The organism is Pseudomonas sp. Cab53 (assembly GCF_018325965.1).
Taxonomy (GTDB): Bacteria; Pseudomonadota; Gammaproteobacteria; order Pseudomonadales; family Pseudomonadaceae; genus Aquipseudomonas; species Aquipseudomonas chlororaphis_E.
In genome coordinates, this window is the sequence record NZ_AP021902.1 from 3,014,503 (window position 1) to 3,030,159 (window position 15,657).

Genomic DNA, 15,657 nt, shown 5'->3' on the forward strand with positions numbered 1-15,657 from the left:
CCATGACCCTATCCGGCCCAACGCCCAAGCCCCATCATTGACAGCACCAGCCTTCAAGACTACTAATGACTCAAAGGTCATTAATAGTCGTGAGGCCAGTTCATGCCACAGACAGATGTGCTCATTGTGGGAGCCGGCCCCACTGGATTGACGCTTGCGCTCTGGCTCCATCGGCAAGGCGTTGCCGTCCGGATAGTGGACAAGAGCAGCGCCCCGGGTGAAACGTCTCGCGCCATGGCGGTGCAGGCACGTACCCTGGAGTTTTATCGCCAGCTCGACATGGCCGATGCAGTGGTGGATGCCGGTTACAAGACACCCGCCATGAACATGTGGGCCCGTGGTGATCGCAAAGCACGCTTGCCACTGATCGATGCGGGCGCACGGATCTCGCCCTACCCGTTTGTCCTGATTTACCCGCAGGATCGTCACGAGCGCCTGCTGATCGAACAGCTCCAGGGCGTTGGTATCGACGTCGAACGCCAGACCGAACTGTTGTCTTTCGAGGAAGAGCCAGGCCAGGTCACGGCCCTCCTGCGACATGCCGACGGGCACGAGGAAACGTTCACGGCGTCTTACCTGGCCGGCTGCGACGGCGCCCGTTCCCTCGTTCGTCATGCGACCGGCAGCGGTTTCGATGGCGGCACCTACAAGCAGCTTTTTTACGTCGCCGATGTCACCGCCAGCGGCGTTGAGCCTGCCGGGGAAGCCCATGTGGCTTTCAACCAGTCCGAGTTCGTGCTGGTCCTGTCTTACGGTGAAGCGGATCGTTATCGCCTGATTGGCACCGCCCGGGACGAACGTGCCGAGCCTCCGCAAACACTGACATTTGCAGATGTCAGCCACGACGCGATCGATGGCCTGAACATCCAGATCAGCGCCGTGAATTGGTTTTCCACCTATCGCGTCCACCATCGCGTCACGGATCGGTTCCGCCATGGCAGAGCGTTTCTGCTGGGCGACGCCGCCCACGTCCACAGCCCAGCAGGTGGCCAAGGCATGAACACGGGGATTCTCGATGCGATCAATCTGGCGTGGAAACTGGCCGCGGTGTTGAACGGCAAGGCTGGCGAGACCTTGCTCGACAGTTATCAGACCGAGCGCCAGGCCTTTGCCCACAAGCTCGTCGAGACCACCGACAAAGTGTTCACGTTCGCAACCGCCCAAGGCGGGTTCGCCGACTTCGTGCGCACCCGCATAGTCCCCGTGTTCGCGAGTGTCGCGTACAAGCGCGAAAACGTGCGTGAGTACCTGTTTCGTGTCATTTCGCAAACCACCCTCAACTACCACGAGAGTCCGTTGAGCCAGGGGCAGGCAGGTGACGTCCAGGGCGGTGATCGGCTGCCGTGGGTGCCCACGCCCGGTGCGGACAATTACGAGTCCCTGCGTGCCATTGGCTGGCAGGTGCATGTCTACGGTGAGGCCAGGCCCGACCTGGTGCAATGGTGCCAGGCCTGCGGCATGGCGCTGCACGTCTTCGCCTGGCAGCCTGAGCACCAAAAGGCCGGGATGGCGCGAGACGCCGTGTATCTGTTGCGTCCGGACACCTACGTGGCACTGGCTGACCCCAATGCGGACATCGCCGCGTTAAACCGCTATTTCAGTGAGCGCGGCTTTATACTGCCGGTTTGAAGCACTCAGGCCAGGCGATGGACGTTACGGATACCAAACCCAAATGGAACCGGCGCAAGGACGCACGCCCCGCCGAGATCATCGACGCGGCGCTGGATGTGTTTGCCGAATGTGGTTTCGCCGCGGCCAAGCTGGGCGACGTGGCGAAGCGCGCCGGCGTGGTCAAAGGCACGCTCTATCGCTACTTCGACACCAAGCAAGACCTGTTTCGTGCCGTTGTGCAGCACGCCGTTTCGATCAACCTGCAAGACATCGAGCAGGTGTCGACAGGCTATCGAGGACCACTGCGCGACCTGGTGCCCCTGATACTCAGCGGTGCGGCCGGACGCCTGGGTGACAGCCGCGTTCCTGCCCTGGCCCGGCTGGTGATCGCTGAAAGCAGAACGTTCCCTGACCTGGCGACGATCTGGCACGACAACGTCGTGGCCCACCTGCTGAAACTGATGACGGGGATCATTGGCGAGGCGCAACAACGCGGTGAAGTTCGTCCTGGCGACCCGACTCTTTATGCGTTTTCCGTGCTAGGCCCGATGATCGCGGGGGCCTTGTTCAAAGAGATATTCGGCCTGTTCAGTCCCTACGCGCCCGACCTTCAAGCGCTTGCCCGGCAGCATGCCGAGACGGTGATTAGGGGGATGATGCCGTGTGTCGACCCAGCCAGTGAAGGTGGATCACCCAGAGGTAAGCGCTAAACGAATTTCTCGCAACCCGGACAAAGGCGCTCATTTTCCCGCCCTGGTTGAATTTAAGCCGCCGAAGCATTCCAATAGCCCTAGATGGCCAGTTGCCAGTCATCGCCACGGAAAGCCCTTTGACAGATCAGGACCACGACTGACATGTACCATGATGATCGCGAAATCAGTGCCAACCGGATTATCGAAACGCTTGAGGCCCGCATAAAGGGGGTCATCAACGTCCCCGAATACACCCGTTTCCTGTTGATGCTGGTGATCATCTCCAAGGTAGGCAAGCCTTCCGGCACGCTGTACGCGAGCGCCCAAAAAATGATGGAAAACCCGGAACTGGCTTCGATCAAACTCAGTGACTTCAACCATCTGTTGCTTGAAGCAGAAAACATCATTGAACCTGGCGAGGACGCGGACTTTCTGCTGACGCATCTGGCCGCGAAAGCTATTTCTTTGCCATTAGGGATCGATTATCGCCATCCGAAGCTCGTCTCCGCACTGGTTGGCACCATTCAATCGACCTTGCCGACGTCCCTGTTTGAAGTAAACCCGAACACAGCCGAACTTTCCCTGGGGTTGCTGGGTGCTCACCCCAGGGATTCTTTTCCGATGTCCGATGATATTGCCCCACACCTACGAGACCTCATCAGCTTCCGACTGGCTGCAATGGATATCCGGGCTAACTTCGTGACCGCCAAGAACTATCGCCACTCGTCGCCAGCGACCTTCCTTGTGGATGCGCCCTACCCTGACTCGACCCAAATGCTCTATGGGCTTAAAAACATGCTGGATAATCAGGTCCAGGGAAGGCTGGTGCTGATCTATAACTGGGCCCACGCAAATACTTCCGATACGTGGTCTCGATTGTATGCGCTGATCGAAAACCGCGGCCGGGTGGAAGCCGTCATCGGCTTCAGCAGCTTGCCCAACGCTTCGGATTACTGCACGGCAATCATTATCAACACCGATTTGACCCAGCGGGAAACGCTTTACGTCGACGTTTCCTTGTCAAACAAGTCGCTGCCGCCGCTCGATGGCATCGAGCGAATGCTACTTGCCGGCTGTATCTACAACCTTTGGCAAGGCCGCGCTGCCCACCGGCACGACGAGTACCTTTCCAGTGAGGTAAGGCGTTTTCTCAACAACTATTTCAGCGCAGGCTTCAGACCGATCTCGCGGCTCTGCAATACGACGCAGAAACGGCCCGGCACTGTCCTGAAAGCCGTCCTGACCAAGAGACTTCTACTCAAGACTGCCTCCGGCGGATCTTCCCAACGAACCCGCTCCGATAACAGCAAGTTCATTGCGGATGTTCTGTTACGCCGTGGCAAGCCCTGTTGTGTCTACATTATCGGCAACAACGGCGAGGGTAAGAGTTTCCTACTCAGCGACATCGCCTACCAACTGGCAGAAGCTGAAAATCGCAGTGTCGGCCTCCCCTTGTCTCATGCGGACCGCTTCCCCGCCGACGATACTGCTATCAAGCATCTGTTCGATTACAAAAGTGCACGCAACACCCAGATAATCAAAGAGATCGGTGCTTTTTCATCCGATCCCGGCAAAGTCGAGTTACTCAGGGAATGCTTGGGTCTGATCGGTTTTCGCTCGCCGATATATTTGATCCTGAAGTCCGAACTCAGCCACGACCGCTTCGGCGACCAGCGTCGAGAAACACTCGATCTTTCAGACGTCGAGGATATGCGCTACCTCAACCGTGATAGAAGTTCGATCGGCGAGTATGAGGTCAACTTCATCCGCGAAAGGCACCGTACGATCCCCTTCAACAACCTCAGCTCCGGGGAGCAAAGCATCATCGGCCTGTTGATCAAGATCCTCGCCTCGGACTCCGGCCAGACCACCTTTTTGATCGACGAGCCTGAAATTAGCTTGCACGTCAGTTGGCAACAGCGGCTTCCGCGCATCCTCAATCTGCTGAGCGATCGCTTGAACGCATCCTTCGTGATAGCCACTCATGCTCCCATCCTCATTGCCAACGCAGCAGATGGCGATATTTGCTACCTGTCCAGGATCGGTATCCTGGATGAGATAGCGGCCGAAGAGCGACACTCCGTGGAAACGCTGCTCATGGAGGGCTTCAAAACCTATACCCCGCACAATCGTGAAGTGCATGAGCAATGCGCGAAACTGGTGGCCGCCCTTATCTCGGATATGAACACACCCGATGCGGCCCTCAAGCCTGAAGCGGCAATCGAGAAGCTCAAAACATTCAAGACGACCATTGAGACCAGCGGCCGGGGCGAACAGGATGAGCGCCAGGCCAGCGATCTCGATTTGATCGAAAAGACCCTGGCAGCGATCGAAATGCTGCGTGAAGAAAGTGAGCCTTACCATGGTTGATCTTACCCAGGCGGAGATGGACGCGGTACGTGCACGCTATGAGGGTGCATGCCACGAACGTGAGATTCATCGCAAGAAGACGCTCGAACATCTGTCGAAGCAGGATGCCCTCGCCGTTGCCGAATTCAAACGGCGCCAAACAGGGTTGCGCGCCTCGAAAACCGATCTATGGAGCAAACTGACGAAGCACAGGAACGGTTTTAAATCCGGGATAACCGGCCCGTTGATCCGCAAGGCCTTGCGATCATTTCTGGAACAGGAACAGAACGGGCTTTGCTGTTACTGCCAGCGTCCGCTCGTTAATATTGCCTATGCCAAACCCATTGAGCACATTCTTCCGCGGGCGACATTCGTCCAGTACACCTTCCACTTCTGGAACTTGGCGATTGCCTGTTTCGACTGCAACCAGATAAAGCTCGACAATGTCTGGGCTGGCACCGACAAACATGGTTTGCAAGCGTATCCGGCCCCCGCTACGTTCACTGAAATGTATCATCCAAGGTTTCATCGCTTTGCCGAACATGTACGCTTCATCCGCGTACAGACCAACGACCACATCATTTCTATCTATCGTGGTGTAAGCGAACAGGGCCGGCATCTTTGTCTGAATCTGCTCAAAGACCTGTCTGCACGTGAGATCGTGCTTAACAGCAAGCCGGAGCTCAAGGATGCGCTGGAGGTGATCAATGCTCATGTGGCATCAAATGAAGGTAACCTGGCGTCTGAGCTGGAGACGTTCCGTCAGGCACTTGCAAAGTCCACATCCCTGTTGATCAAAAATGGCGGTGCCGCCAGTTAGCCTGAAACGGCTCTGCATGACCGCAGCCCGACTTAAAGATCATCCGGCCAGTTCTGCCATTTAACCCCATTGATAAGATGCCCCCTGCGAATGAACAAACCACTGTTGAAAGCCCTGAGCAGCCGGTTGTCACCAGGCTCGACGAACTGGCGCTCGTAGGCGTTCGCAACTTTTTTGACATTCCGATCGGAAACCTTGGAAGACACATACTCGATCCCCGCACGTTGGTGGGTACGTTTGTCAAATCGGTAGTTCAAACACCAATTCAAGAGCGGATACGTCCCGCGCTGCGCATCGTCCATTAGAAACCTGTTCAAGTTGCTGGGCGCACGGAAGTCGAGCTTGTCCGTGCATCTGAACGCAACCGATGCGGCATTCGACGGGTCTCCCTCTCTGTCGAACAAATACTCCCAGAGGTATCGCCTGACAGTATTGGATTGGTCGATGGACGTGATGGGCTGGCGGCTGATCCAGCGTTTGACATTCCTGAACATGGCGCCAGCCTTGGGGCCGAGTTTCAGCCCGATGCCGATCAGGTACCACTGGATTCTGTGGGTATGTTCGCCGTGCTGTGGGCCGGCGCCGAGGTCCTTGAAGGGGCGTCCCGATGCCAGTTGATCGTTGAACAGCGACAGCACGTTACCCACCAGCAAGTCCGCCGGTAAATGCTTGCTGGAAAAGAATTCCTTGTCGACAGCGAAGCCGTTATCGGCTTCCCAGCGCGATAACACGGTGGTCAGCAGCTTGCTGGTGGTTTTCTTCGCGATCTCGGCCAGTTCATTAAACTCAGCGGGTGTCCCCCTGTTCCATTGTTTCCTCATGCCGCTCAAATGATTGAACAGGTCCAGCAAGGTGTCCGGCGTAATGTCGATGTTCTTGGCGCGTAACGCCCCCTGGGCAGCCATTACGCGCTCTGAGAACAGGATAAATAACTGTTGTTCCAGATACGCCAGCGGGCCCCGACAATTTTCTTCCGCTGACAGAAGCGCTCCTACATCGCAGAAGTCCTGGTAATAGTCGCTGTTTTGAAACGCCTGAGAAAAGTGTTGGGTGAAATCCACCGCTACACTGGCTTCGCTCTGAGCGGGCATCGCGTCATCCTCCATGAGTGGCCTCTTGAGCTTAGCCCGCGGCCACAAAGGTGCACGGTATACGCAAATCACGTCGTCCCCCTCGGCTGGTGCATTTGAAATAACCCCTATAGCTAACGAGCCTAACCAACCCTGTCGTGTCACCTATCTTGAAACACAGTTCAGCGCTGTCTCGGGTCAATGACGAGGCGATATGGAGATCACGCAAAACAACCGCCTGGTGCAAGTCGACAGTCCACTCGGCGGCAATGTCCTGGTGTTGCAGGGTATGGAAGGCAGTGAAGAGCTGGGGCGGTGTTTTCACTATGAGCTGGACCTGACGTCCGAAAACCGCGCGATCACGTTCGATCAGTTGCTGGGCAAGCCGATGGGCCTGGCGCTGGAGCTGCACGACGGAGGCAAGCGGCACTTCCATGGCGTCGTCTGCGGCTGCCGCCAGTTGACCGGCCACGGCCAGTTCGCCGGTTACCGTGTCAGCCTGCGGCCCTGGTTCTGGTTGCTCACACGTACGTCCGACTGCCGGATTTTCCAGAACAAGACCGTCCCGGACATCATCAAGCAGGTGTTTCGCGACCTTGGGTTTTCCGATTTCGAAGACAGCCTGAGCGCCAGCTACCGCGAGTGGGAATACTGCGTGCAGTACCGCGAAACCAGCTTCGACTTCGTCAGTCGACTGATGGAGCAGGAAGGCATCTACTATTACTTCCGGCACGAACAGGCGCGCCATGTGCTGGTGCTGGCCGATGCCTACGGCGCCCATTCCACGGTGCCGGATTACGCCTCGGTGCCCTTCTATCCACCCGACCGGCAAATGCGCGAGCGCGATCACTTCTACGACTGGCAACTGGCGCGGGAAGTGCAGCCCGGTTCGCTGGCGTTGAACGACTACGACTTCCAGCGTCCCCGCGCCAGCCTCGAGGTACGCTCAAGTGTCGGCCGCAGCCACAGCAACGGCGACTATCCGCTCTACGACTACCCCGGTGAATACCTGCAAAGCAACGACGGTGAGCACTACGCCCGTACGCGTATCGAAGCCATTCACAGCCAGTTCGAGCGGGTGCAGTTGCGCGGTCTCGCCCGTGGGTTGGGCGCCGGCCATTTGTTCAAGCTGACGGGGTACGACCGGGCGGACCAGAATCGCGAGTACCTGGTGGTGGTCGCACGCTACCAGATCCGCCAGGATCCCTACGAGAGCGGACAATCGGACCTGGCCGAACAGTTCGTCAGCGAGCTGGATTGCATGGACGCCCACCAGGCCTTCCGTCCGCTCCCGCTGACCCCCATGCCTATTGTTCGCGGGCCGCAGACTGCCGTGGTGGTAGGCCCCAGCGGCGAGGAGATCTGGACCGACCAATACGGCCGGGTCAAGGTGCACTTCCATTGGGACCGTCACGACCAGTCCAACGAGAACAGCTCCTGCTGGATTCGCGTATCCCAGGCCTGGGCCGGCAAGAACTGGGGCGCCATGCACCTGCCGCGGATCGGCCAGGAAGTGATCGTCAGTTTCCTGGAAGGTGACCCCGACCGGCCGATTATCACCGGCCGTGTCTACAACGCCGAACAGACCGTGCCCTATGCCCTCCCCGCCAATGCCACCCAGAGCGGTGTGAAAAGCCGTTCCAGCAAGGGCGGCTCGCCGGCCAACTTCAATGAAATCCGCATGGAGGACAAGAAAGGCTCGGAGCAGTTGTTCATCCACGCCGAGAAGAACCAGGACATCGAGGTCGAGAACGACGAAACCCACTGGGTCGGTCATGACCGCCGCAAGACCATCGACAACGACGAGACCGTGCACGTCAAGCACGACCGCACGGAAACGGTGGACAACAACGAGACCATCACCATCGGTGTGAACCGCACCGAGGAGGTCGGCAACCATGAAAAAATCACCATCGGGGTCAATCGTACCGAGAAGGTCGGCAGCAACGAGCACATCACCATCGGAGCGGACCGCACGGAAAAAGTCGGCGCCAACGAGGCCATCACGATTGTGGGCAATCGCACCGAGGATGTCGGCGGCAATGAAACGATCGGGATTGCGGGCAACCGCAACGAAACGGTCAAGGGCAATGAAGGCATCGAGATAAGCGGCAACCAGAGCACCGACATCACCGGCAACCACAGCACCCACGTCGGCCAGAACGAATCCCGCGATGTCGACCAGAGCCGTACCACCAACATCAAGCAGAACGACAGCCTGGACGTCGGCAAGCACTTTTCGCTCACCGCCGGTGACTCGATCACCCTGACCACCGGGGCGGCCAGCATCACTCTGAAGAAGGACGGCACCATCATGATCAGCGGCAAGAACATTACTGTCGACGGTTCCGGTGCCATCAAGATCAAGGCCGACAGGAATGTGGTCGTCAAAGGCCAGAAAGTCCTGCAGAACTAACCCTGGAGCGTGCGCCATGACCGTTTCACAGCCTCTTCCCGCCTGCAAGGACACGCGCCTGGACGGTGTCGTCATCGGTGTGCTGCTGGACGTGCCCAGCGCCGACGCCCCGGTGGTGGGCTTTCCCGGTTGCCCCAATGACGCAGGCCTCGCCGCGCGCAGCACCACACCGCTGCGTCGCGAAGACATTGGCGTGCAGCTCGCGCTGATGTTCGAGGCCGGCGACCCGGCGCGGCCACTGGTGATCGGTCGCATCCAGCGTTCGTCGCCAACCAGCGTGCCGGCGGTGGCCCAACTGGACGGCGAGCGCATGGAGTTCATCGCCGAACGGGAAATCGTCCTGCGCTGTGGCAAGGCCAGCATCACCCTCACCCGCGAAGGCAAGGTGCTGATCCGAGGAGCCTACCTGTCCAGCCGCTCCACCGGTGTGAACCGTATCAAGGGCGGTTCCGTCCAGATCAACTGAGACCGTCATGCCATGGAATGGATAAACAAGACCCGCCTGGCCAGCGGCTACACGAGCGCAACCGACAAGACCGGCCGCGAGTGGCTGGTCATGGTCGCGAAAGGCACCTATGGCATCCCCGTGCATCCCGTGCACGAGCCCCGGCTGCTGGACGACCAGGTGCCGCTGGTCACGGCCGATGTGTTCCCCGGCGACCCCGGGGAATCAGCGGCGTCTTACGAAAATGACTTTGCCCTTTACAAGCCACGCTGCGATGTCTTGCTCAATGGGCATTGCCACGCCCCTGATGGCGTGCCGGCCACCGATGTGAACGTTGCCATGAAGATCGGCTCGCTGGTCAAGGCCTTCAAAGTGGTCGGGCCACGCATTTATGAAGCGGGCGCCTTCTCCTACGCGGTCGGCAGGCCGCTTCCATTCACCAGGATGCCGATCACCTATGCCCAGGCCTTTGGCGGCGTGGACCGGACGGCGGTAGACCCGACGAAGCACTCGTGGTACCCGTGGAACCCGGTGGGGGTCGGCTACCACCCCGGCGCCGATCCCACGCAGCTCAATGGCCTGCCGCTGCCCACTACCGAAGAGCTGGACCAGCCCGTGACTGCGCCCGACGGTCATTACAAACCGATGGCGTTGGGTCCCGTGGGACGGGCCTGGCGGCAGCGGGTCCAATGGGCCGGCACGTACGATCAGAAATGGCTCGATCAGCAGTTTCCGTTTCTGCCGGAGGATTTTGACGTGCGCTACTTCCAGAGTGCGCCGCAGGACCAGCAAATGGACTACCCGCAAGGGGGTGAGCAGGTGGCGCTGCTCAACCTTGACGACAAGGGCCGCTCGGCATTCAGGCTTCCGGCCCATTTGAAACTGCCGATGCTGATCATCCTGCACGATGGCAGCACCCGGGAAAGCGCAGCCGTCGTCGACACAGTCATTCTCGAACCTGACGCCAGGCGATTCACCCTGACGTGGCGAGCGTCATCGCCGCTTGGGCGCAACATCAGGGAGGTCGCCCGCGTCATCGTCGGGCAGACAGCCCGTCAGTTCGAACAGGCCAAGGCCTACGAAGAACGCATGCGGGGCAAGCAACACTTCGAGTCACTGGATCAGCTCATTGCGTGGACGAAAGAAGCCTATCCGCCTTCGGAACACACCCTATGACGCCGCCCCTGTTCATCACCGGCACGGGCATGGTCAGCCCGGTGGGCCTGTGCGTTGCCAGTGCCTGTGCCGCCAGGCGCGCAGGCCTTTCAGCGCTTTCGGAACTGCCGTTCCTGGACAACGACGGCGAACCCATCATCGGCGCGGCGGTGCCCACCCTGGACCTGGATTTGCCGGCCTCGCCGCGCCTGTCCAAACTCTTTATGCAGGCGCTCGCCGAACTGATACAGAACGCGCCAACACAGGACTTCAAGGAGGTGCCCTTGCTCCTGTGCCTGGCTGAACCCGAACGTCCGGGTGTCGATATCAGGGCATTGGCCCAGACCATTCTTCAGGATCTCGCCACGCGGCTGGGCATACAGTTCCACCCCGGCCTGTCGAAAGTCATCCCGTGCGGCCATGTGGCCGGCCTGCGCGCCCTGCATGAAGCCAGTCGCTTGATCTTCGAAGCGGGCGTCCCCGCTTGCGTGGTGGGCGGAGTCGACTCGCTGCTCAACGCATCGACACTACAGTGGCTGGACCAACATCGCCGGTTGAAGACCAGCACTCACGTGGACGGCCTGTTTCCAGGCGAAGCCGCCGCGGCCGTGCTGGTCCAGGCCCGCCGGCAAGCGGACACCTGCCTGCAAATCTGTGGCCTGGGATTTGGCCAGGAACAGGCACCTTTGCTGTCGTGCAAGCCCTTTCGGGCAGAGGGCCTGGCCGAGGCCGCGCGGGCTGCGCTGGCACAGTCGAACCTGGGGCTGCACCAGATTGACCTGCGCCTGTCCGATGCCACGGGGGAGCAATACGGGTTCAAGGAAATCCCCCTGATGGAAGCCCGGCTGTGGCGCACGGTGAGAAAAGAGGACCAGCCTCTCTGGCACTGGGCGCAGGCCATGGGCGACACCGGAGCGGTGGCCGGCATCGCCCAGTTGATCCTCGCCGACCAGGCGTTGCGCAAGGGCTATGCACCAGGCAGCACCGCGATCTGCTTGACCAGCGCCTTGCAAGGCGCACGGGCCGTTGCAGTGGTGCGTGACCCGCGTCAATCCGGGGGTGCCCCATGAGCTGCGAGGTCTACGCAAACGGCGATGAGATTGCCTGCAAGGCAGGCGGTGGCAAAGTCATCGCGGCATTTCCGGATGTCTGCCTGACCCCTCCGCCGCCGCCGGCAGGCCCCATTCCGGTCCCCTACCCGGACACTTCATTTTCCAAGGACATGAAGAAAGGCAGCCGCACGGTCAAGATCAAGAACAAGGAGGTGATGCTGAAAAACCTTTCGTTCTACAAAACTTCACCGCTGGGTGACGAACCGGCGACAAGAAGCCAGGGCGCCGGTGTCATCACCCACGTCATCACCGGCAAGACCTACTTTATTTCATGGTCGATGGACGTGCTGTTCGAAGGCCAGAACGTCGACCGGCACACCGACCTCACCACCTCGAACCACGCCAGCCCGGCGGCCAATGCGGCAGTGCCGATGGTCAATACCGCCAAGTACGCCCCGGTCCAGCAAGACGCCAAGGTGGCGGGCAAACACAAATGTGAATGCTGCGGCGGCACGGCGCATTCCAAGGCCCAGGCGAACGGTGAATTCATGTCGGAGGAACAATTCTATGGCACGGCCCAGAACCCCGGGAACGCCGCCCTCCTCGCCAAGGTCCGGGCCAATCCCCAGTGCCGGCACCTGCTGCCTCCTGCCGGAAAAAAACCCAGTGGATGCAACAAGTACTACGTCACCAGCAAGCGGGAGAAAAGTAACATCGAGACGGACTGGACGATAAATCGGCCAGCCTACATGGAGTGGAAAGGCGTGGGCCAGGGAGAACCCGTGGCGCACAGGGTTCCCAAGGCCGCCGGGGGGTGTCCGGCGGGGCAAGGAAATCTTGCGCCCACGGGCAAGAAGTGCGAGAAACTCGAAGGCGAGTTGAGTACGCTCCAAGAGGCGCGCATCAACAGTTTCCCAAGGCCCGCATGATGAATACCAGCATCTACACGTACACCCAGAGACCGGACTTCCTTCAGGACTGCTTCTATTGGAAGGGGCGCGGATACCACTACGCCGGCCCCGTCCCGGCGCAAGTATTGTCACCTGAGGGATGGCGCAGCGATGACCCGTGGCTGGCGCTGGCTTCGATCCTGGAGAGTGCCAAGCGTGGCGATTACAGCCATGTGTCACACCTGCGCCAATGGATCCTGGACAAGGATTGCGCGCCAACACTGGTCTCGGCCTGCCTTGGCCTGACCGCCGATGCCGGCCTGGACAGCGACCTGGAGTTCCTCGCCGAACTCATGCTCGAAGCCCCGCCGTACCTTCGCATCGAGGCGTGCCTGGCGGCCCAGTGGTCGGGAGTGCTGTGGCTGATCCCGTTCATGGTCGAGGCGTGGCGAACGCTGACGCGGCGGGCCGACCGGGCGGCCGTGGAGGCCAACCTGACCAACCTGCTGGACCCTGTCGAGAACGAACCCGAATTCTTTGACAGCGGCTTGAGCGACAGCCAATACAAAGATGCGGTCGACGCACGCCTGCGCGAACTGCAGAACGCTTATGGCAGCGACCGGTGTTCGATTTCCGGCGGCGAGCCCATCGACCTGAACAAACAAGCCTGGCTGATGCGAAAGGCGCTGATGCCTGGTGACACCGAGACGTGGATCGACTGGAGCAACTTCCTCGTCTGGAGACGCAAGTTCGAAGTGTACAGCGGTGTCGACTGCTCCAGCTTCTACGCCAGGAACGGCGACTTTCAGCCGCTCAATGCCGCGGCCATCCTGGATCGCTACCTGGCATCGCCCCAGCCCTTTGAGGTGGGTAAGCGCTATTTCTTTGGCCACCCGCTGCCCTAGCAGGCTCCCAAGCGGCTGGCTGACGTCTACGCTGGAAGCAGACACGCGCAAGACAGAGACGTCATGGCCTCCATCTCAACAATGATCGAACAACACGCCGAAGAGGCCTGCTTTCTCATTCTCCTGCACGACTACGCCGTGCGTGCGCCCCACTACGATCTCGATGACCTCGGCAACCTGGACGAACGGATCGACGCCCATCTCGATGGGCTGCGCATCGCCGGTCCGGAAGGCCTGGAGGTGTTGCTGGCGCAGCTGGGTCCACACTCGGTCGGTGAACTGTTTGCCTGTGTGGTGCTGGCCTTCCAGTCGGCCAATGCGAAGGTGTTGTCACGACTCAGCGAGCACGTGCGAGGCGCCGCGCAAACGGAGCGTGGCTACCTGATGGCGTTGGGCTGGCTGGACTGGGCGTGTGTCTCGCCCTGGATCGACCGCATGCTCGCCTCCTCCGAACCGTTGTTCCGACGCCTCGGCCTGGCTGCCTGCGGAATGCATCGTCGCGACCCTGGCCAGGCCCTGCCAAGCGAGCTTGCCCAGGCTGAACCCAGTGTCCTGGCGCGCGCCGCTCGAACGGCCGGCGAGTTGCGTCGGCGTGACCTGCTGCCAATGCTTCAGGCCCATCGCCGGCATCCGGATGCAGGCGTGCGTTTCTGGAGCCAGTGGGCCTGCGCGCAGATGGGCGATGAACAAGCCTTGGAAAGCCTGCGCCCGTTCGCCGAGCAACCGGGGGAGTACCAGTACCGCGCGCTGTGTGTGTTGTTGGTCTGGCAGCCGCGCGACCTCAGCATTGCCTGGATCCGCCAGGTGCTGCAGAACCCTGCACAACAGCGCATCGGCCTCCAGGCCCTGGGCTTGCTGGGTGACCCGGTCAGCGTGCCGTGGCTGATCCAGCAAATGAGCGAGCCGCCCTGCGCCCGCCTGGCTGGCGAGGCTTTCAGCCTGATCACCGGCGCTGATCTGGGGCTGCTCGATCTGGAGCGGCGGGACCCGCCGGATTTCGATGCAGGCCCCAACGACGACCCGACAGACCCACAGGTCGCCATGGACCCCGACGAAGACTTGCCGTGGCCCGATCCGCAGTCAGTCGCCGCCTGGTGGCAGGCCCATGAAAGCGAGTTCCAACCGGGCATCGGCTACACGCTGGGCTTGCCCCAGAGCGAAAACAGTTACCGCAAAGCCCTTGTCCACGGCCAGCAACGCCAGCGCCTGGCGGCGGCCTATGGCATCGCCCGCTATCGACCGACCGAGGTGCTGTTCCCCACCAGTGCACCGGCGCGACGACAACGGCAGTTATTGCGCTAACGCCCAAGGCATGGCTGCGCGGGCCGCTTTCACGCCGCGGCCAGAATCTCCTGGAGAAACCCGATGAACACGTTGATGCGGCTCGAACCACGATGATTGGGCAGGTACAACGCGTTGATGCAGGTGCTGGCACTGCCCGGATTGACCTCGTATTGCTCCAGCAGCCGGATCAATCGGCCTTGGGCGACATCCTCGCGCACCAGCCAGTCGGCCAGCAGCGTCACGCCGCCGCCGGCAATAGCGGCCTCGCGCAGGATATCGGCGTTGTTGCTGTGCAAGCGTCCCCGCACATTCAGCGAGAGGGTTTCACCGCTGGCCCGGAACGTCCATTGCGGGTGGGTGCCGCCATAATCGAAGCGCAGGCATTGATGTTCAAGCAAGTCGCGTGGATGAGCGGGTACGCCATGGCGGTGCAGGTAACTGGGGCTTGCCAGCACCCAGCGTTGGAAGCCGCCGAGCCGTTTGCTGACGATCTCTTCGCTGACAACCGTCGACCCCAAGCGCACCGACACGTCGATCTGCTCGCTCAACAGATCGCCCACCTGGTCGTTCAACGACAGGCTGATCTCCAGGCCTGGATGGCGCTCCAGCAAACGGCTCAAGTGCGGTGCGATGATGCGACGACCGAATTCCACCGGCACGCTGACTCGCAACGTGCCCTTGGCCTCATCGCCCCGGTCGGCGACCAAGGTATCGGCTTCATCCAAGGCTTCCAGAATCGCCACGGCCTTTTCGAAATAGGCCTGCCCGGCGACGGTGACGCTGATGTGGCGGGTCGTCCGGTTGAGCAGGCTGGCCCCCAGCGCCTGTTCCAACCCCGCGACCTGGCGGGTGACCGACGAAGTGGCGATGCCGAGTTTGCGCGCCGCCGAGGAGTAACCGCCGCAGCGCACGGTCTCGACAAACATCTTCAGGGCCAGCAACTTGTCCATGAATGGCTTCCGATCAAG

The 15,657-nt window shown here is 60.5% G+C and carries 13 protein-coding genes; 11 read left to right on the forward strand and 2 right to left on the reverse strand.

Annotated elements, in window-relative coordinates; all coding sequences use genetic code 11:
* Nucleotides 1-102 precede the first annotated feature (102 nt).
* The 4 genes from KI241_RS13175 to KI241_RS13190 all read left to right on the forward strand — a co-directional run bounded on the left by KI241_RS13175 (nucleotide 103) and on the right by KI241_RS13190 (nucleotide 5,472).
* Nucleotides 103-1,629, forward strand: a complete 1,527-nt coding sequence (locus KI241_RS13175) for an FAD-dependent oxidoreductase (RefSeq protein ID WP_212803817.1) — start codon at nucleotides 103-105, stop codon at nucleotides 1,627-1,629.
* A 17-nt stretch (nucleotides 1,630-1,646) separates the two neighbouring features.
* Entirely contained in the window at nucleotides 1,647-2,321 is a 675-nt protein-coding gene (locus KI241_RS13180; protein WP_212803818.1) for a TetR/AcrR family transcriptional regulator, read from the forward strand.
* Nucleotides 2,322-2,465: 144 nt separating this feature from the next.
* The gene (locus KI241_RS13185) at nucleotides 2,466-4,673 is read left to right on the forward strand and encodes an AAA family ATPase (protein WP_212803819.1); all 2,208 of its coding nucleotides are present in this window, start codon (nucleotides 2,466-2,468) and stop codon (nucleotides 4,671-4,673) included.
* Nucleotides 4,666-5,472 (forward strand): hypothetical protein, encoded by an 807-nt coding sequence (locus KI241_RS13190; RefSeq protein WP_042728592.1) that lies wholly within the window; start codon nucleotides 4,666-4,668, stop codon nucleotides 5,470-5,472. Before KI241_RS13185 ends, KI241_RS13190 begins: the two co-directional genes overlap by 8 nt.
* A 32-nt stretch (nucleotides 5,473-5,504) precedes the next feature.
* On the opposite strand, the gene KI241_RS13195 is transcribed toward KI241_RS13190, so the two are convergent.
* A complete protein-coding gene (locus KI241_RS13195) occupies nucleotides 5,505-6,578 on the reverse strand; it encodes a LirA/MavJ family T4SS effector (protein WP_047738578.1) in 1,074 nt (357 codons plus the stop codon).
* A gap of 178 nt (nucleotides 6,579-6,756) precedes the next feature.
* On the opposite strand from KI241_RS13195, the gene tssI reads away from it, so the two are divergent.
* The 7 genes from tssI (at nucleotide 6,757) to KI241_RS13230 (ending at nucleotide 14,707) form a co-directional block, all read left to right on the forward strand.
* Nucleotides 6,757-8,958, forward strand: coding sequence for a type VI secretion system tip protein TssI/VgrG (tssI, locus tag KI241_RS13200; protein WP_042728590.1), 2,202 nt, complete (start codon nucleotides 6,757-6,759; stop codon nucleotides 8,956-8,958).
* A 16-nt stretch (nucleotides 8,959-8,974) separates the two neighbouring features.
* Nucleotides 8,975-9,424, forward strand: coding sequence for a DUF6484 domain-containing protein (locus tag KI241_RS13205; protein WP_042728589.1), 450 nt, complete (start codon nucleotides 8,975-8,977; stop codon nucleotides 9,422-9,424).
* A gap of 12 nt (nucleotides 9,425-9,436) precedes the next feature.
* Nucleotides 9,437-10,579 (forward strand): DUF2169 domain-containing protein, encoded by a 1,143-nt coding sequence (locus KI241_RS13210; RefSeq protein WP_042728588.1) that lies wholly within the window; start codon nucleotides 9,437-9,439, stop codon nucleotides 10,577-10,579.
* Nucleotides 10,576-11,628, forward strand: coding sequence for a 3-oxoacyl-ACP synthase (locus KI241_RS13215; RefSeq protein WP_042728587.1), 1,053 nt, complete (start codon nucleotides 10,576-10,578; stop codon nucleotides 11,626-11,628). Before KI241_RS13210 ends, KI241_RS13215 begins: the two co-directional genes overlap by 4 nt.
* Nucleotides 11,625-12,539 (forward strand): DUF4150 domain-containing protein, encoded by a 915-nt coding sequence (locus KI241_RS28005; protein ID WP_042728586.1) that lies wholly within the window; start codon nucleotides 11,625-11,627, stop codon nucleotides 12,537-12,539. The genes KI241_RS13215 and KI241_RS28005 overlap by 4 nt, the downstream gene beginning before the upstream one ends.
* Entirely contained in the window at nucleotides 12,539-13,405 is an 867-nt protein-coding gene (locus KI241_RS13225; RefSeq protein WP_212803820.1) for a hypothetical protein, read from the forward strand. The genes KI241_RS28005 and KI241_RS13225 overlap by 1 nt, the downstream gene beginning before the upstream one ends.
* Before the next feature lie 63 nt (nucleotides 13,406-13,468).
* Complete coding sequence (locus KI241_RS13230) at nucleotides 13,469-14,707, forward strand: TIGR02270 family protein (RefSeq protein WP_212803821.1); 1,239 nt, start codon at nucleotides 13,469-13,471, stop codon at nucleotides 14,705-14,707.
* Between the two features lie 29 nt (nucleotides 14,708-14,736).
* On the opposite strand, the gene KI241_RS13235 is transcribed toward KI241_RS13230, so the two are convergent.
* On the reverse strand, nucleotides 14,737-15,639 hold the full coding sequence (locus KI241_RS13235; protein ID WP_212803822.1) for a LysR family transcriptional regulator: 903 nt from the start codon (nucleotides 15,637-15,639) through the stop codon (nucleotides 14,737-14,739).
* Between the last annotated feature and the right edge of the window lie 18 nt (nucleotides 15,640-15,657).